Source organism: Megasphaera stantonii (genome assembly GCF_003367905.1).
Taxonomy (GTDB): Bacteria; Bacillota; Negativicutes; order Veillonellales; family Megasphaeraceae; genus Megasphaera; species Megasphaera stantonii.
Map to the genome: position 1 here is coordinate 2254512 of NZ_CP029462.1, position 17000 is coordinate 2271511.

The following is a 17000-nucleotide window of genomic DNA, read 5'->3' on the forward strand; positions in this document are numbered from 1 at the left end:
TATTATCAAGGAGGTTTACCATGAGAGAATTAAAAGTATATAATACGCTGACTCGTAAAAAAGAAACGTTTACGCCCGTCACGCCGGGACAGGTCAAGATGTACGTCTGCGGCATCACGCCGTACAATCATTCCCATATGGGCAACGCCCGTCCCTTCGTCACCTGGGACGTCATCAAGCGCTACCTGGAACACCTGGGCTATGAAGTAACGCATATTCAGAACTTTACCGACGTAGACGATAAGATCATCAATGCGGCTAACGGCGAAGGCGTAACGTGGGATACGATTTCCAACCGTTATATTGCGTCGTACTTCGACGTCATGGACAAGCTCCATGTCCGCCGGGCCGACAAATACCCCCGCGTATCGGAGCATATGGAAGAAATCATCCACATGATTGAAGTGCTCATTGAAAAGGGTTTCGCATACGTCATCGACAACGACGTATATTACAGCGTGGAAAAATTTGCCGGCTACGGCAAACTGAGCGGCCGCAGCCTCGACGACATGATGGCCGGCGCCCGCATCGAAGTAGACGACCGCAAGCACAATCCTATGGACTTCGCTTTGTGGAAAGGCGCTAAGCCGGGCGAACCGTCTTGGGAAAGCCCCTGGGGACCGGGCCGCCCGGGCTGGCATATCGAATGCTCGGCTATGAGCAATAAATATCTCGGCGATACCTTTGATTTCCACGGCGGCGGCAGCGATTTGATTTTCCCGCACCATGAAAATGAAATCGCCCAGTCCGAAGCGTATACGGGCAAGAAGCCTATGGTCCGTTACTGGCTCCACAACGGCTTCATTACGATCAATTCGGAAAAAATGAGCAAATCCCTGAACAACTTCTTCCTGGTCAAGGATGTATTGGAACATTATAATCCGGACGCCCTGCGGTTCTTCCTCATTTCCAACCATTACCGCAGCCCCCTCGACTTCAGCGACGAACGGCTTGAAGAAATGACTCGCAGCCTGGAACGCCTCGGCACGTCGATTGACAACGTGCTGGAGCTGCTCGACATGCCGGCCGGCGCGAAGTCGGAAGAAGCGGCACAGCTCATGGCTGACGCCAAGGCCAACGAAGAAGCCTTTGAAGAAGCGATGTGCGACGATTTCAACACGGCTCTGGCCAGCGCGGCGATGTTCGATTTGGCGAAGAAGGTCAACATCTATAAAGATGCCGTCGTCAACAACGGCGTGCCCGTCGATTCGTCCGTCGTATCGGAAGTAAAGCGCATCTTCAAGACGATGACCGACATCCTCGGCATTTTGGAAGAACGGTGGAGCGGCCAGAAAGGCAGCGCCAGCAGCAAGGATTACAACGACCTGATGGACGCGATTCTGGAAATCCGCCAGGAATGCCGGGCGCAGAAGCAGTATGCTTTGGCCGACGCCATTCGCGATAAGCTGGCGGCCTTGGGTATTACGATTGAAGATTCTCCTCAGGGAGCGCGTTGGAAAAAGTGAAATTTAAACAGCTTCAAGCCTTAAAAGGACGAGCCTATGCGGCCTTTGCCAAAGGCGAGCGGCTGGAGGTGCCCGAACAGGACGCCTCGCGGCTCGACCCGATTTCCCTGGCCTTTGTCGGCGACGCATATTACGCCCTGTATCTGCGGCGGCGTTTAGTACAGACGGGCATTCCAAACGTGCAGGTCCTGCACCTGCTGGCTTCGGAATTCGTATCGGCTAAGGCCCAGGCTTATGTGTACCGTCATATCAAGGAGACGCTGGATGAGACGGAATCCTCCGTCTGCCAGCGGGCCCGCAACGCCTATTCGCAGGCGCCGAAGAGCGCGTCCGTCGCCGAGTATCACGACAGTACGGCGCTGGAAGCCCTGGTGGGATACTTGATTATGGCGGAGAAAGCCGGCCGCCTCGACGGGCTTATGGATGAAATATACAGGTTTACGAAAGAATATTGTGCAATAAAACATGGAGAAAAGGTGTAACCATGAGCGACGAAAGCATCATTGTCGGACGCAACAGCGTGACGGAAGCGCTGCGTGCCGGCCGGTCCATTACAAAACTATATATAGCTGCCGGAAATGACGCGCCGCCGCTGCTGCGTATCCAGGAGCTGGCCCGCGAGAAGGATATTCTCATAGAACGCGCGCCGGTCAAGATCTTGAATCATCTGGCGCCGGGGAGCCGCCATCAGGGCGTCGTCGCCTTCGCCGCTCCCGTGGCCTATGCCGATTTGACCGACGTGCTTGCCGACGTGGAAGCGTCGGGACGAACGCCGTTTCTGGTGCTGCTGGACGGTATTGAAGACGTGCACAACGTAGGCGCTATTATCCGCACGGCCGAATGCGCCGGCGTCGACGCCGTCCTCCTGCCGAAGCGGCGCAGCGCACCGATTAACGAAACCGTCGGCAAGACGTCTGCCGGCGCCGTCGAGTATATGCCTATCGTGCAGATCGGCAACACGACGCAGACCTTGAAGAAATTGCAGAAGCGGGGCTTTTGGGTTATCGGCGCCGATATGGACGGCAGCGTCGATTATTTTCACAGCTCTCTGACCGAGCCTATCGTCCTGGTCATCGGCGGCGAAGGCCGGGGCATATCCCATCTGGTAAAGGAAACATGCGACGTTCTCGTGCAGATTCCCATGTTCGGCCAGGTTAATTCCCTCAATGCTTCCGTGGCGGCGGCCCTTTTGATGTATGAAGCCGTGCGCCAGCGGCAGGCGGTGGCGAAATGAAGGATTTGCTGATCGTCGACGGGTACAATATCATTTTTGCCTGGGACGAGCTGAAAAAGCTGGCAGCCCAATCGCTGGACCACGCACGGGAGAAGCTGACGGATATCCTTGTGAGCTACGGCAAGGCTAAGGGATATAAATTAGTCCTCGTCTTCGACGCGATGTACACGGACGAGGCGGAAAAAAGCATGAAAATCGGCAGGGACTGCGAAGTCATCTTTACGGATAAAGAGGAAACGGCGGACAGCCGCATCGAACGGCTGGTCTACGAGCACCGCAACGACAAGCGCATCATTTACGTCGCTACGTCCGACAGCTCGGAACAGACGCAGGTGCTGGGCACCGGCGCGTACCGCATGCCGGCGAGAGAGCTTGCCGAGGACGTAGAGCGGACGCGGAAGGAAACGGCGGCCTACGACCACCGCAACGTATTGAAGCACGGCGGCCAGCGCAACGAAGTCGTGTACCGCGTGCAGGACGAAGACGTGCTGAGAAAATTAGAAAAAATTCGCAGATCGAAATAGTAGAGGTATAATATGCAGGCAGAAATGCGAGAGGAATTTCCCCGGTCGGACAGATTTGAAGGGATGAGCGACGAAGAAATCGTTCAACTGGCGCAGCAGGAACAGGACGGCGAGGCGATGGATTACATCGTCAATAAGTACCGTAACTTTGTGAAATCCAAAGCGCGGGCCTATTTTCTCGTCGGCGCCGACCGCGACGACATCATTCAGGAAGGCATGATAGGCCTGTATAAAGCGACGAGGGACTTTCGCGGCGACAAGCTGGCCTCGTTCCGGGCCTTTGCCGAGCTGTGCGTTACGCGGCAGATCATTACGGCTATCAAGACGGCGACGAGGCAGAAGCATATTCCCCTCAACTCGTACGTATCCTTGAATAAGCCGATTTATGAAGATGAATCGGATCGGACGCTGCAGGATATTCTGTCGGGAATCCGCGTCAGCGACCCGGAAGAGCTCGTCATCAGCCGGGAGGAATTTGCCGACATCGAGCTGAAGATGAACGAAATCCTGAGCGACCTAGAATGGCAGGTGCTGACGGCCTATCTGGAAGGGAAGTCCTACAACGAGATGTCCAAAGAACTGCATCGCCACGTAAAATCCATCGACAACGCCCTGCAGCGCGTCAAGCGCAAGCTGGAACGTTATTTGGAAAACCGGGATGGAGAAAATAAATCAGAACCTATTGATAGAAAAGGCAAATGAGTGTACAATAGTATCGTTAAGCATGTGTTGTAAGGAGGATTAGCGTGATTACTGTATTGGAAATCTTAGTTGTCATCTTGTCTCTGATTCTTATCGGCGTTGTCGTAGCCCAAAAAAGCAAGACTCAAGGCATGGGCGCCGGCTTCGGCGGAGGCGCGGAAGACCTGTTTGGCAGCAGAGCCCGCGGTATGGACGCATTGCTGTCTAAAGTAACTATCGTCGTATCTATTGCCTTTGCAATCGTGACATTGATTTTAGGCAGATTGCTGAATACATTTTAATGAACGTTATGGCCTGCGGCGTCGTCGCAGGCTTTTTTCATATGCAGACGAACGACAGAGAAAGGGAATGTATAAAGAGTATGAATTTGAAGTTGTCCCATGATATAATGGATATATGTAATATGGAACCGGACGGCGTTACCGTGGAGGACTGCGCCGAGCGGCTGCGTCTGGCTGGCGGGGAGCTGTCCGAACTGTTTGAAACTTTTGAAGAGATGATAAGGAGGGGGAGTCTCGTGAGAATATCCGAAGAACGCTACGGCGCATCTAAGCGGGCTCAGGAAATCGTAGGCATATACAAGGGATATACGCCTACCTTTGGATTTGTCCTCTGCGAAAATATGCAGGACGATATTTACATTGCCGAGCAGTACCGGCATACGGCCATGAATAACGACAAGGTAGCCGTGCGCATTATTCAGAGCGGCAGCGGCCGCCATAAAACGGAAGGGGAAATTATCCGCATTGTCGAGCGGGCGAATAAGACCCTGGTCGGGACGTTCGAGCGGGAAAAGCAATGTGGCTTCGTCCGTCCTGACGACGAACGGATCCGGGAGGATATCTATATTCCCCTGGATAAAACGGCCGGCGCCCGCAGCAGCGCCCGCGTCCTCGTGACCATTACGAAATGGCCCGAAGAGGGCCGCAAGGCCGAAGGCGAAGTGACGGAAATACTGGGATATGACGGCGACAAGGACTTGGATATTAAAGTCATCATGGCTCGTCATGGATTGCCCTTTGCCTTTCCCGACGACGTATTGAAGGAGGCCGACTCCATCGACCGGACTGTCGTATTGGAAGACGGCCGCCGCGATTACCGCCATCGCCAGCTCATTACGATTGACGGCGAAGACGCCAAGGATTTGGACGACGCCATCGATGTGGAACGCCTGTCCAACGGCAATTACCGCTTAGGCGTATACATTGCCGACGTAAGCTATTACGTGCGGCCCCGCACGCTGCTCGACGCCGAAGCGTACGAACGCGGCACGAGCGTATACCTCGTCGACAGGGTCATTCCGATGCTGCCGACGGTTCTTTCCAACGATATGTGCAGCCTCAATGCCGGCCAGGACCGCTATTCCATGACCTGCGTAATGGAAATCGACAAGGAAGGCAAGGTCGTCAAGGCCGACATCGGACCGGCCGTCATCCGCGTAAAGCGGCGCTGTAACTATAAAGAAGTCAAAAAAGCTTTAGTTGACGATATTATCCCCGACGACTTGCAGCCCTTTATGCCCATGCTGCGGGACCTGCAGGACGTAGCGCAGATTTTGAAGCAGATGCGGCTGCGCCGCGGCGCCATCGATTTCGATTTTCCCGAATACAAGATTATCCTCGACGAAGAAGGCAAGCCCTTGCGGCTGGAAAAGAGAGAGCGGACGATTGCCGAGCAAATCGTAGAAGAATGCATGCTCATCGCCAACGAGACTGTCGCCGCCTATTTGAGAGACAGCGAAAATCCGGCCGTATACCGGGTGCATGAAACGCCCGAGCCGGAACGGCTGGAGATGATGCGCATCGTGCTGGCCAGCTTTGATTTGCCTGTGCCGTCAGGCGACGACGTGAAGCCCGCCGATTTTCAAAAGCTGCTGAAGCAGTCCAAGGGGACGAGCGCCGAACTCGTCGTGCAGACCATTGCCCTGCGCTCCATGCAGCAGGCCCGGTATTCGACGAATAACGCCGGCCACTTCGGCTTGGCTTCGGAGTGCTACACCCATTTTACATCGCCTATCCGCCGCTATCCCGACTTGATGGTGCACCGGCTGATCCGGCAGAATAAAAAAAGAGGCAAGCTGACTCAGGAAGAAGCGCAGCAGTCCTTGGCATACCATACGATTGCTGCCGATCAGGCCAGCTCCCGCGAACGCATTGCCGTCGAGGCCGAACGGGAAACAGACGATTTAAAGAAGGCCCAGTACATGGTTCCCTTTATCGGTCAGCCCTATGAGGCTCATATTACGGGGATTACGTCCTTCGGCCTGTTTGTCGGCCTGGAAAACGGCATTGAAGGATTGGTTCACATTTCCCTGCTGACCGACGATATTTACGAGTTCGACGAAGGGACGTATACGATGCGGGGACAGCATGGCGGGCGCGTATATCATCTGGGCGACATGATGGAAGTGACGCTGGCGAAGGTCAACGTCGAGAAATGTGAAATCGATTTTGTTCCCGGCAAGGTAGAATCGCTGGAGGATTTGCGGCAGCTCATGGCGGCCGGCGCCGAACGGCGGCACAGGAAGAACGGCAGCCGGAGCGGTAAGCAGGAAGTGACGAAGCGAAACTGGTTTGCCGACGCTGCAGATTCCCAGAAAGGGAAGAAAAAGAAGAAGGACAAAAAAGGCAAGAAAAAGGGCAAGAAGGATAAAAAACGCAAGGGCAAGAAGTCCAGGAAAAAATAGGAGGAACTGCCAGTGGCACAATCACCGAGTGGCGTAAAATATATTACGGACAACCGCAAAGCGCGCCACGATTATTTTATTCATGAAACCTACGAAGCGGGAATCGCCTTGACGGGAACGGAAGTGAAATCCCTGCGGCAGGGGAAGGTCAACCTGAAGGACAGCTTTTGCCGCATTGAAAACGGCGAGGTGTTTCTGGTCGGCATGCACATCAGCCCCTACGACCAGGGAAACCGCTTCAACCACGACCCGCTGCGGACGCGGAAGCTCCTGCTTCATAAGTATGAAATACTCAAGCTGTTAGGGCGTATTAAAGAAAAGGGATATACCTTGATTCCCCTGAACTTATATTTCAAAAAGGGCAAGGTCAAAGCGACGATCGCCTTGACGACAGGGAAGAAGCTGTATGACAAACGGCAGGCTCTGGCCGAAAAGGAAGCGAAGCGGGATATTGAACGGCGCATGAAAGAACGCCGCTGATATGAAATCAAACGAAACCTCTGAATGGCAATGGATGCCGTTCAGAGGTTTTTCCATTTCTTCTTAGATTTACGATTTCAGCTATGTGTTTCTAAAACATGCAAATAAATGCTGCTAAATGCAATTATTTACAGAGAATTTGCAATATATTTTCTGGAACTACATATAGATGCCGTAGGATATAGGTATAGCAAGACATTATATGGAAAGCATCATATTGTCGTACACACAGGAGGAAATGGATATGAATATGAAACGGTGGATGAAAGGCATAAGCGTATCTTTAATGCTGGTAGCTGCAGCCGCAAGCTTCGGCGGCTGCGGAAGCGCCGGAGGCGGCAGCGGGCAGCAGCCCTTTACGATCGCCTACGCGCCGAACGAATCGACGGAGCAGAGCGCCGACGCCCGCAGCGCCTTATCGGCAGATTTAGGCAAAGCATTGGGACGGGAAGTAAAGGAAATCAGCGCGTCCGACTACAACGGCATCATTGAAGCCTTGCGGACGAAAAAGGCCGATATGGCTTATTTGGGAGCGGAGGGCATCTCCCTGGCAAATCAGCGCTTAGACGGCAACGTAGACGTCATCGTCATGAAGGCTCCCGACGGCGACAAGGCGAAGGCCCTGTATCATTCCGTCTTCATTACGAGGGCAGACCGCTCGGATATCAATTCTCTTCAGGACGTAAAGGGCAAGAAGATGGCCTTTGTCGATCCGGGCTCCACGTCGGGCAATCTTATTCCGACGAGCATGATTATGAAAGCGTTCCCGAATGAAAATCTGGACAGCGAAACGCTGCACATGAATGAAAAATTCTTCGCTTCGGCAATGTATGCCGGCAAGCATCAGGCCAGCATCCAGGCCGTCGCTAAGGGCGATGTAGATGTAGCTGCTGTATCAGATCAGATTCTGCAGGCTGAAATTAACAGTGGCAACGTTAAGGCCGGCGATATTAAGGTGATTGCGACCTCTGACCCAATTCCTTCGGAAGGCATGATTATCCGCGCCGATATGGATCAAAATCTGCGCAAGACACTGACTGATTTCCTCCTGCAGTACAATAACGAGGACTATTTTACGAAGGTCATTAAGGTGAAGGGCGCGCGCTTTGTCGAAGCTTCCAAGGCTGACTACCAGCCCATCATCGAGCTGAACCTGCTCCTCAACACGTAAGGAGGACGGACAGCATGAATGGGACAGAACAGCCCGTCGTCGTATTTGAGCATGTCTGCAAGCGCTATGGAAACGGCACGCTGGGACTAAACGATGTCACCTTTTCCGTATATCCGGGAGAATTTATCGCCGTCATCGGCCCGTCCGGTGCTGGCAAATCGACGCTCCTTCGCTCTATCAATAAGCTGCACAATGTTACAGAAGGGCGCATACTTATCGGCGGCGAGGATATTTCTAAAGCTAAGGGCAGCCATTTGCGGACGTTGCGGCGGAAAATAGGCATGATTTTCCAGAACTACAACCTGGTATACCGCTTATCGGTGCTGCAGAACGTGCTCCACGGCCGTCTGGGCTACATGGGCTCTTTGCAGGGGATGATAGGACGGTACCGGGAAGAAGATAAGGAAAAGGCCGTAGAATTATTGAAAGAAATCGACATGGGCGATTTCCTCAATACGCGGGCCGCCGACCTGTCGGGCGGCCAGAAGCAGCGCGTCGGCATTGCCCGGGCGTTTATGCAGGAGCCGCAGATTCTTCTCTGCGACGAGCCCATTGCTTCCCTGGATCCGTCGAGCGCTAAAATCATCATGGATATGATTTATTCCATGGCCTCGCGCCGCCGCATCGCCTGTCTGGTCAACCTGCATCAGATCGACGTGGCTAAGGCCTATGCGACCCGCGTCATCGGTCTGCGGAAGGGAAGAATCGTCTTTGACGGCCCGCCGGGCGATATGGGTGACGACGTGATTCAGGCTATTTACGGCGTATCGGCCGACGAACTTGCGATAAAGGAACGAAACCTATGAAACAGAACGAATCTCATGTAATCTATACGATGACCGGGCTCATGGCGGCGGCCTTTATCGCTGCCACGGCCTATACCGGCTTTAACCCGGCAGAAATCATACCGCAGCTGGGCGAGGGGTGGAAGTTCTTTACGGAAGACTTTCTGCCGCCGCAGGTATCGTTCAGCGAAGCCGTCATGGAATGTATTGCCGTGACGATTTCCCTGGCCATATCGTCAGCCTTTGTCGCGGCAGTGCTGGCCGTCGTGGCCGCCGTATTCGGCAGCGAAAAGACGTCGCCGTCCCGGTACGTTGCCGGCGTCATCCGCGGCACGGCTACCTTCCTGCGCAACATTCCGACCCTTGTCTGGGCTTTTATCCTCTTTTCCTCCCTGGGCGTCGGCACGAGCGTAGGGTTTATCGCCCTGGTCATTACCAGCTTCGCCTTTATGACCCGCACATTTATCGAGGTTATTGACGAAATTCCTCAGGACACGTTAGAATGTATGGAAGCCGTAGGTGCTGATTTCTGGCAGCGCATGTTCCAGTGCGTGATTCCCTGCTGCATAGCCGGCTTTATTTCATGGTTTCTCTATTGTCTGGAAGTCAATATCCGCGCCTCGACCATCGTCGGCATGGTAGGAGGCGGCGGCAGCGGCATGGTCCTGCTTTCGTATCTGAAAGCCTTTAAATATCCGCAGGCTGCCGGCATCATCTTGATGATTGCGGCTATTGTCATCTTGGTAGATATCATGACGGGATGCTTGCGAAAGAGAGTGATGAATCCATGAATATAGAAGAAGTTACGGCTGTAGATTCGGCCGTGAGGCCCGAGAAGAATGGGAAGAAAAAGATAGATGTCGGCGTCCGCGGGGGAGATCATTTCATCGCCCTGTTCCTGGCCGGTACGACGGCAGCCGCCGCGGCGTCTCTGTACATGCTGCATATTGACTGGCTGCAGCTGGCGGAACGTTCCTCCGGCATCGTTGAAATTTTTTGGAAAATGGCTCATATGACGACGGACAGCGTCGACTTTACCCTTCTTTCCTTCGCCGACACCTTTTCCATTATGGTGCTGGCTACGGTGTACAGCATATTCCTCGGCCTCGTCTTCGGACTGCTGGCTGCGGAAAACGTCGTCGGCAGCAGAATCGCCGCCGGGGCGGTCAAGGCCTTCTTTACCTTTTTGCGGGCTGTGCCGACGCCCGTATGGGTTCTGCTGATGCTGGTCTGCTTTGGATTCGGCCCCGTAGCAGGCGTTACGGGCTTATCGATTCACACGGTGGCCTTTTTTACGCGGGCCTTTTCCCAGGCCTTTGAAGACGTGCCGCAGGATACGATAGACGGCTTGGCGGCCTTAGGCGCGACGCGCTGGCAGATTATCTGCTGCGGCTTGCTGCCCAGTGCCGTTACGCAGCTCGTCGCCTGGATTGCCCTGCGGTTTGAAATCAATTTTGCCGAATGCGCGATTCTGGGGATGGTGGGAGCCGGCGGCATCGGCTTCGCTATTTCTACGAGCATACAAAACTATCAGTATGGACAAGCGGGACTCGCCGTTTTTCTGGTATTCGCCTTCGCTTTTTGCTTAGAACGTGGCTTTTTGCTCGTCAAGCGGTCCATGCAGTAAAAGGAGTGGTAACGTTGGAATTTTATAATCCTGTACGCATCCTTGCCGGACATGACGGCTTGGAAAAGCTGGCTCTTTACTTGGAGGAAACGAGCCGGGAGAAGAAGATTCTCCTGCTGACCCGCGGCATGGATTTTTCTCAAAGTCCTGCCGGACAGGCTTTGCGGAAGGCCTTAGCGGGGCGCGACGTCCGGGAAGAGGAGCTGACGCTTTCCAATCCCGACGTGGCCGATATGGCCGCGATGCTGGAACGGGTGGGCGGCGAACCGTACGGCCTCATCCTCGCCGTCGGCGGCGGCAGCGTCATGGATACGGCGAAGACGCTGGCCCTGGCGATTCCTGCCGGCATTCGTGGGACCGAAGGGCTGCGGGCCTTTATCGCCGCAGAGGCGTATGAAGCGGTGCAGCCTATTCCCTGGATCGGCGTGCCGACGACGTCCGGCACGGGTTCGGAAGTGACGCCGTGGGCGACCGTATGGGATCGGGAACGGGAATGTAAGATGTCTTGCAGCTATAGTCATAACTTTGCGGCCCTGGCCGTCGTCGACCCCGTATGCACGGCGACATGTCCCGCAGCGCTGACGATATCGTCGGCGCTGGACGCCTTGTGCCACAGTACGGAGTCCTTCTGGGCCTGCCGGACGAATGAAGTATCCCAGACCTTTGCCTTATTATCCATCGGCCTCATTCGCCGCCATTTAGAGGACTTGGCGGCCCATCCGGACGACGCGGAGCTGCGCCTGCTCATCGGCAAGGCCAGCTTATATGCCGGACTGGCTTTCAGCAATACGAAGACGACAGTCTGCCATTCCGTATCGTACCCCATGACGGAAAGATTCGGCGTGCCTCATGGCACGGCGGCGGCTTTGACGCTGGGCGATTTCATGGATTTCAATAAGGCGGCGATTCCTCGCTATGCTGAGCTGCTGGAAGCGTATCAATGCGCTTCGGCGGCAGAGGTCAAAGACTGGGTATTCCATATGCTGTCTCTCGGCGGCTTTGCTCTTCGCCTGCGGGACTACGGCATCGGCAGCGGCGATATTTCTTACATCGTCGTTCACGCTTTCACCAAGGGCCGGGCGGACAACAATCCCGTCGCCGTACAGCCCGAAGATGTGCAGGCTGTACTGGAACGTATTTTTTAATCGCGACGATGAAAAAAGCTTGAAACAAAGGGACTTTTTAGAGTCCCATGTTTCAAGCTTTTTCGTTTGCAGCGATTAATATATGGTCATATTCTTTTCTTTGTACTGTTCAAAGATCTTGATGGCCTCTTCGCGGCCCATCTGCCGCAAGGCCAGCGTATCTTCGTCGGCGCAGCCCCGCTTGATGAAATCGTAAATGAAGTCGTCGCGGAAGCCGATGGCGGCGGCGTCTTTGGCGCTGTTGCCGTAATACACCGTTTTAATATTCGCCCAGATGATGGCCGAAAGGCACATGGGGCAGGGTTCGGCCGACGTGTAGAGCTCGCAGCCCGATAAGTCGTACGTGCCGAGATTGCGGCAGGCGTCGCGGATGGCCTGTATTTCGCCGTGACAGGTCGGGTCGTTGTTTTTCAATACTTCGTTATGGCCGCGTCCGACGATGACGCCGTCCTTGACGACGACGGCGCCGAAAGGTCCGCCGTGGCCTGTTTCTAAGTTTTTTGCCGATTCGCTAATGGCTTCGTCCATGAAATTCATCGTATATCATTCCTCCGTGATTTGCAGATTTCTTTTTACGCCTCGCATATTATACCATAGGCAGGCGGGAAAACGAAATGGTTTGGGCTGCCGGCCTTGTTTTGTATGAATGAATAGATAATCAAAACGATAAATGATATAATAAGAGAGATATTTTGTATTATGTGTGCTACAGAAATTTAGGAGGACTACTATGAAGTGCCGCTATTGCGATAGAGAAGCCGTCTATGACGACGGCATGTGCGAATCGTGCCATCGCTTGTACCAGCAGTACGAGCAGGCCGAAGCCAAGGTTATGTCGGATCACGAACGGGACAGCTTCCGCGGGCAGACGATTGAGGAAGATGGTACGGTACGGGACGAACAGAAAGCCTATGAGGAACAGATGCGCGAACAGCAGCGCCGCCGTTCAGGCGTGCGCATCATCACGTCGGGATTGTCCTGGCGCGTCAAGCTGGCCCTGGGCTTTATCGTATTCTGCATCGTCGCCGTCATCATCAGCGCCCTTGGCTTTATCATCATGGCGATGCCCTATTTGCTGGGTGCGCTGGTCATTTATTTTGTATATAACATCGTCAAGGCGTTTCTGCATCGGTAAGAGGAGGCTGACATGAAGGAAACATTGTTGATTATAGATGGAAGCAGCCTGTTATACCGGGCCTTTTACGCCATCCCTTCCCTGACGGACAGCCAGGGCCGGCCGACGAACGCCGTGTACGGCTTTTTGAACATGCTGCTTAAATTGTACGAGCAGCTGGAGCCCCATTACGTAGCCGTAGCCTTTGACAAGGACAAGCATACCTTCCGAAACGACTTGTACGACGGCTATAAGGCGACGCGCAAGCCGGCGCCCGACGACCTGCGGCCCCAGTTCCCCTTGATACGGGAAGTGCTGGAATGCCTGGGCATTCATGTCCTGGAGCTGGAAGGCTATGAAGGCGACGACATTATCGGCACCGTTGCCCGGCAGATGGAAGCGAAGGATTTTCACATTGACATCGTGACGGGAGACCGCGACGCGCTGCAGCTCGTCGATGAAAACGTCACGGTCCATTTGACGAAAAAGGGCATTACAAATATGCTGGCCGTTACGCCCGACGTCATGGAGGCGGAATACGGCTACGCGCCGTCCCAGGTCGTCGACATGAAGGCCCTCATGGGTGATACGGCCGACAATATTCCCGGCGTTCCCGGCGTCGGAGAAAAGACGGCGGCGAAGCTCATCGCTCAATTTCAGCATGTAGAGACACTGTACGACCGTATCGGCGAAGTGAAAGGCAAGAAATTGCAGGAAAAGCTAGCCGACAACAAGGACAAAGCCTTTTTGTCCAAGGAACTGGCGACGATCTGCTGCAGCGTGCCCGTCGAGTATAGTCTGGACATGTTCCTGCCGCAGCCGCGCAAGGAAGACGTATCCGCCTTGTTCCGCAGCCTGGGCTTTAAAAACATGCTGGCCCGGTTTGCTGCCTTCGACCGCTTTGCATCCTTAGCCGACGAGGAAACGGCACAGGACGTGTCCCTGCAGCTGCTGGAAGACTTACAGCTCCAGGACTTGGCCGGCCAGATCGTCGCCGTAGAAGGCGTGTATGAACCGGCTGCGCCCCTGCCTGTGCTGAAGGCCTTAGCCATTGCGGGAAATCAGGGCGTCTTCGTCGTGCCGGCAGGACGGGAAGGAGAGTATCTCTGTGCTTTGGCAGATGCGGCCTTAGTCGTCACGTCGCAGGGCAAGCAGCTCGTCAAGGCGGCGTCGCCCTATACGGACAAGCGCCTGCCCTTGGCGGATATCATACTGGCAGCGTATTTGCTGGATCCGACGCGGACCGCCTATGGCCTGGCGTATTTATCGGAAAAATTTGCCGTGCCTTTGCAGGAAAGCGGCGACGAAGCCTTGCGCCTGGCCGGCGACGCGCAGTTTTCCTTCGACGTCTGGCCCAAGGCGGCAGAAGCCTTGGAGCAGGCCGGCTTGACGACCTTGTACGATACGATTGAAATTCCCTTGATTCATACGCTGGCCGTCATGGAAATGAACGGCTTTACCGTCGATACGGAACGGCTCATGGATATGGAACGGGAGCTGTCGCTGGAAGCGGACAAGCTGGAAGAGGAAATTTACGACGATGCCGGCGAGACCTTCAACATCAATTCGACGAAGCAGCTCGGCGTCATCTTATTTGAAAAGCTGGGATTGCCGGTTATCAAGAAGACGAAGACAGGCTATTCGACAGATTCGGCCGTACTGGAAGCCCTCATGGACCAGCATCCCATGATCCCGAAAATACTGCAGTTCCGGGCTTTGAAAAAGCTGATTTCCACCTATCTGGACGGCTTGGAACCCTTGATTTCCCGGGAAACGGGCCGCATTTACACGTCCTTTAACCAGATGGTCACAGCGACGGGCCGCCTGAGCAGCTCGGACCCGAACTTGCAGAACATTCCTATCCGAACCGAGCAGGGACGCAAAATCCGCTCCTTATTCGTGCCGGGCGAAGGATACGACTACATCGTATCCGGCGACTACTCGCAGATCGAGCTGCGCCTTCTGGCTCATTTGTCCCAGGACCCGACGATGATCGACGGCTTCAAGAAAAATCAGGACATCCATCGCCGCACGGCGTCGGAAGTCTTCGGCATTCCCTGGGACGAGGTCACGCCGGAGCAGCGCTCCCATGCCAAAGCCGTCAATTTCGGCATTATTTACGGCATCAGCGACTTCGGACTGGCCCGCAATATTTCGATTTCCCGTCAGCAGGCCAAGGAATATATCGATTCCTATTTCGCCCGCTACAGCACGATTCACGCTTACATGGACAAGCTCGTGGCGGAAGCCCGCGAAACGGGGATGGCCAAGACCATGTTCGGACGCATCCGCACGCTGACAGATATTAACAGCAAGAACTTTACGCGCCGTTCCTTTGCCGAGCGGACGGCGATGAACACGCCTATCCAGGGCAGCGCCGCCGATATCATCAAGCTGGCCATGAACGCCGTTCAGGACGAATTGGAACGCCGCAGCTTGCGAAGCCGCCTTCTCGTGCAGGTTCACGACGAGCTCGTCCTGGAAGTGCCGGCTGACGAGCGGGAAGAAGTGGAAACGCTGCTGAAGGATACGATGGAACACATCGTGACCTTGTCGGTGCCCCTGGTCGTCGATATTCACTGCGGCCGGAACTGGGAAGAAGCAAAATAGGAGGAGTTATATGCCTGAATTGCCGGAAGTAGAATCGGTGCGCGCCTATATTGAAGCGCACGCAGTGGGAAAACGGATTGAAGACGTACGGCTCTTGCTGCCGCGCCTGGTGAAAAACACGACGCCTGAAGAATTTTGCCGCCTATTGACGGGACAGACGATATCAGCTGTCAGCCGTAAGGGAAAATATTTGCTCCTTCGCTGCAGCGGCGGTCCGTCTCTGCTCGTGCACTTGCGCATGACCGGCAGCCTCATCTATCAGGAGGAGTACGAAGAAATACGAGGACAGCGCATTATTTTCGCATTAAATGAAGGATATATCCTGTATCGCGACGTCCGCACCCTCGGGTGCCTGTGGCTCGTGCCGCCGGAGGGGCCGACGGGAATTTCCGGCTACGATTCGCTGGGACCTGACGGCAACAGCGACAAATTTACTCTTTCCTATTTGCAGGAGGCCCTCCAGTCGTCGAAGCGTTCCGTCAAATCCTTTTTGCTCGATCAGACCTGCGTAGCCGGCTTGGGCAATATTTACGCCGACGAGGCGCTGTTCCTTGCCGGCGTCAGGCCCCAGCGCCGCTGCTGTGATATAAGTCCCGACGAATGCCGCAGACTCCACGAGGCCATTGGGGTCGTGCTGCGGCAGGGATTGGCCCATGGCGGCACGACGATACGCGACTTTATCAGTGGCAATGGCCAGGAAGGGTCGAACCAGGCCTTTTTGCAGGTATACGGCAAAGAAGGGACGCCGTGCCCGCGCTGCGGCCATACGATTATCTATACGAAGTTTGCCGGCAGGGGAACGCATTATTGCCCTCACTGCCAGGTGTAAGGAGGAACTTGTCATGTATCGCATTGGATTGACCGGCGGGATTGCGTCGGGAAAAAGTACGGTCGTATCGATGCTGCGGGAGCTCGGCGCGTCCGTCGTGGACTGCGACGTCCTGGCGCGCGATGTCGTGCGGCCCGGCACGAAGGGGCTGGCTGCCGTAGCGGCGGCCTTCGGCCCGAAAGCAATAAGAGAAGACGGGACGATGGACCGGGCCTATATCGGCGGCGTCGTGTTCAACGACGCTGAACGCAAGGCGGAACTGGAAGGCATTTTATTTCCCTTGATTTACGAGCGAATCGACGAAGAACTCCGGCGCATAGATGAAGGGGAGAAGAAATCCTTCGTTTTTCTTGACATGCCCTTATTATTTGAGATAGAATATCAAGCGTATGTCGATGAAGTATGGCTCGTATGCGTAGATGGGCCGACGCAGCTGGAACGGCTCATGGCCCGGAATCATTTTTCACGGGAAGAAGCGGAGGCCCGCATTCGTGCGCAGATGCCTGCAGAGAAAAAACGCGCCCTGTCGCAGGTCGTCATCGACAACAACGGCGCCTTAGCTCAAACGGAAGAACAGGTGCGGGCGCAGTGGGCGCTGCTGATGGATAGAATTCAAAGAGGATAGGA

General features: G+C 54.8%; 18 protein-coding genes. 17 read left to right on the plus strand and 1 reads right to left on the minus strand.

What is annotated here, in order from left to right:
- Positions 1 to 20 precede the first annotated feature (20 nt).
- The 13 genes from cysS (at position 21) to DKB62_RS10745 (ending at position 11820) form a co-directional block, all read left to right on the plus strand.
- On the plus strand, positions 21 to 1466 hold the full coding sequence (gene cysS, locus DKB62_RS10685; protein WP_087476943.1) for a cysteine--tRNA ligase: 1446 nt from the start codon (positions 21 to 23) through the stop codon (positions 1464 to 1466).
- Positions 1463 to 1948, plus strand: a complete 486-nt coding sequence (locus tag DKB62_RS10690) for a Mini-ribonuclease 3 (RefSeq protein ID WP_107196662.1) — start codon at positions 1463 to 1465, stop codon at positions 1946 to 1948. Before cysS ends, DKB62_RS10690 begins: the two co-directional genes overlap by 4 nt.
- Positions 1949 to 1950: 2 nt before the next feature.
- Entirely contained in the window at positions 1951 to 2700 is a 750-nt protein-coding gene (gene rlmB, locus DKB62_RS10695; protein ID WP_107196639.1) for a 23S rRNA (guanosine(2251)-2'-O)-methyltransferase RlmB, read from the plus strand.
- Positions 2697 to 3224 (plus strand): NYN domain-containing protein, encoded by a 528-nt coding sequence (locus tag DKB62_RS10700; RefSeq protein ID WP_107196640.1) that lies wholly within the window; start codon positions 2697 to 2699, stop codon positions 3222 to 3224. Before rlmB ends, DKB62_RS10700 begins: the two co-directional genes overlap by 4 nt.
- A gap of 12 nt (positions 3225 to 3236) precedes the next feature.
- The gene (gene sigH, locus DKB62_RS10705; protein WP_087476946.1) at positions 3237 to 3926 is read left to right on the plus strand and encodes an RNA polymerase sporulation sigma factor SigH; all 690 of its coding nucleotides are present in this window, start codon (positions 3237 to 3239) and stop codon (positions 3924 to 3926) included.
- Positions 3927 to 3970: 44 nt separating this feature from the next.
- The gene (gene secG / locus DKB62_RS10710) at positions 3971 to 4207 is read left to right on the plus strand and encodes a preprotein translocase subunit SecG (protein WP_087476947.1); all 237 of its coding nucleotides are present in this window, start codon (positions 3971 to 3973) and stop codon (positions 4205 to 4207) included.
- A gap of 80 nt (positions 4208 to 4287) precedes the next feature.
- Positions 4288 to 6612 (plus strand): ribonuclease R, encoded by a 2325-nt coding sequence (rnr, locus tag DKB62_RS10715; RefSeq protein WP_107196663.1) that lies wholly within the window; start codon positions 4288 to 4290, stop codon positions 6610 to 6612.
- Between the two features lie 12 nt (positions 6613 to 6624).
- Positions 6625 to 7092 (plus strand): SsrA-binding protein SmpB, encoded by a 468-nt coding sequence (gene smpB, locus DKB62_RS10720; RefSeq protein WP_095629929.1) that lies wholly within the window; start codon positions 6625 to 6627, stop codon positions 7090 to 7092.
- A gap of 244 nt (positions 7093 to 7336) precedes the next feature.
- Entirely contained in the window at positions 7337 to 8263 is a 927-nt protein-coding gene (locus DKB62_RS10725; protein ID WP_198643548.1) for a phosphate/phosphite/phosphonate ABC transporter substrate-binding protein, read from the plus strand.
- 14 nt (positions 8264 to 8277) lie between these two features.
- Positions 8278 to 9069 (plus strand): phosphonate ABC transporter ATP-binding protein, encoded by a 792-nt coding sequence (gene phnC / locus DKB62_RS10730; protein WP_107196641.1) that lies wholly within the window; start codon positions 8278 to 8280, stop codon positions 9067 to 9069.
- Positions 9066 to 9839, plus strand: a complete 774-nt coding sequence (locus DKB62_RS10735) for a PhnE/PtxC family ABC transporter permease (RefSeq protein WP_198643549.1) — start codon at positions 9066 to 9068, stop codon at positions 9837 to 9839. The genes phnC and DKB62_RS10735 overlap by 4 nt, the downstream gene beginning before the upstream one ends.
- Positions 9836 to 10675, plus strand: coding sequence for a PhnE/PtxC family ABC transporter permease (locus tag DKB62_RS10740; protein WP_157949743.1), 840 nt, complete (start codon positions 9836 to 9838; stop codon positions 10673 to 10675). The genes DKB62_RS10735 and DKB62_RS10740 overlap by 4 nt, the downstream gene beginning before the upstream one ends.
- A 14-nt stretch (positions 10676 to 10689) precedes the next feature.
- Positions 10690 to 11820, plus strand: coding sequence for a phosphonoacetaldehyde reductase (locus tag DKB62_RS10745; RefSeq protein ID WP_157949744.1), 1131 nt, complete (start codon positions 10690 to 10692; stop codon positions 11818 to 11820).
- 75 nt (positions 11821 to 11895) lie between these two features.
- Here the strand turns inward: DKB62_RS10745 and DKB62_RS10750 are convergent, their stop codons facing one another.
- Complete coding sequence (locus tag DKB62_RS10750; protein WP_198643550.1) at positions 11896 to 12357, minus strand: nucleoside deaminase; 462 nt, start codon at positions 12355 to 12357, stop codon at positions 11896 to 11898.
- A 193-nt stretch (positions 12358 to 12550) separates the two neighbouring features.
- Between DKB62_RS10750 and DKB62_RS10755 the strand changes: the two genes are divergently transcribed.
- The 4 genes from DKB62_RS10755 to coaE are packed head-to-tail and all read left to right on the plus strand — an operon-like array spanning position 12551 to position 16998.
- Positions 12551 to 12955 (plus strand): signal peptidase complex subunit 2, encoded by a 405-nt coding sequence (locus DKB62_RS10755; RefSeq protein ID WP_232818842.1) that lies wholly within the window; start codon positions 12551 to 12553, stop codon positions 12953 to 12955.
- A 12-nt stretch (positions 12956 to 12967) separates the two neighbouring features.
- Positions 12968 to 15544: a DNA polymerase I gene (gene polA, locus DKB62_RS10760; RefSeq protein WP_107196643.1), complete on the plus strand. Its 2577-nt coding sequence runs from the start codon at positions 12968 to 12970 to the stop codon at positions 15542 to 15544.
- Between the two features lie 10 nt (positions 15545 to 15554).
- Positions 15555 to 16373, plus strand: a complete 819-nt coding sequence (mutM, locus tag DKB62_RS10765) for a bifunctional DNA-formamidopyrimidine glycosylase/DNA-(apurinic or apyrimidinic site) lyase (protein WP_107196644.1) — start codon at positions 15555 to 15557, stop codon at positions 16371 to 16373.
- A 13-nt stretch (positions 16374 to 16386) separates the two neighbouring features.
- Positions 16387 to 16998 (plus strand): dephospho-CoA kinase, encoded by a 612-nt coding sequence (gene coaE, locus DKB62_RS10770; RefSeq protein ID WP_087476954.1) that lies wholly within the window; start codon positions 16387 to 16389, stop codon positions 16996 to 16998.
- Positions 16999 to 17000 lie beyond the last annotated feature (2 nt).

Coding starts and splice junctions, on each gene's coding strand:
- DKB62_RS10740 (WP_157949743.1), top strand. CDS start 9,836: ATGAATATAGAAGAAGTTACGGCTGTAGATTCGGCCGTGAGGCCCGAG.
- rlmB (WP_107196639.1), top strand. CDS start 1,951: ATGAGCGACGAAAGCATCATTGTCGGACGCAACAGCGTGACGGAAGCG.
- DKB62_RS10750 (WP_198643550.1), bottom strand. CDS start 12,357: ATGAATTTCATGGACGAAGCCATTAGCGAATCGGCAAAAAACTTAGAA.
- sigH (WP_087476946.1), top strand. CDS start 3,237: ATGCAGGCAGAAATGCGAGAGGAATTTCCCCGGTCGGACAGATTTGAA.
- phnC (WP_107196641.1), top strand. CDS start 8,278: ATGAATGGGACAGAACAGCCCGTCGTCGTATTTGAGCATGTCTGCAAG.
- mutM (WP_107196644.1), top strand. CDS start 15,555: ATGCCTGAATTGCCGGAAGTAGAATCGGTGCGCGCCTATATTGAAGCG.
- DKB62_RS10700 (WP_107196640.1), top strand. CDS start 2,697: ATGAAGGATTTGCTGATCGTCGACGGGTACAATATCATTTTTGCCTGG.
- DKB62_RS10735 (WP_198643549.1), top strand. CDS start 9,066: ATGAAACAGAACGAATCTCATGTAATCTATACGATGACCGGGCTCATG.
- coaE (WP_087476954.1), top strand. CDS start 16,387: ATGTATCGCATTGGATTGACCGGCGGGATTGCGTCGGGAAAAAGTACG.
- cysS (WP_087476943.1), top strand. CDS start 21: ATGAGAGAATTAAAAGTATATAATACGCTGACTCGTAAAAAAGAAACG.
- DKB62_RS10725 (WP_198643548.1), top strand. CDS start 7,337: ATGAATATGAAACGGTGGATGAAAGGCATAAGCGTATCTTTAATGCTG.
- rnr (WP_107196663.1), top strand. CDS start 4,288: ATGAATTTGAAGTTGTCCCATGATATAATGGATATATGTAATATGGAA.
- polA (WP_107196643.1), top strand. CDS start 12,968: ATGAAGGAAACATTGTTGATTATAGATGGAAGCAGCCTGTTATACCGG.
- DKB62_RS10755 (WP_232818842.1), top strand. CDS start 12,551: ATGAAGTGCCGCTATTGCGATAGAGAAGCCGTCTATGACGACGGCATG.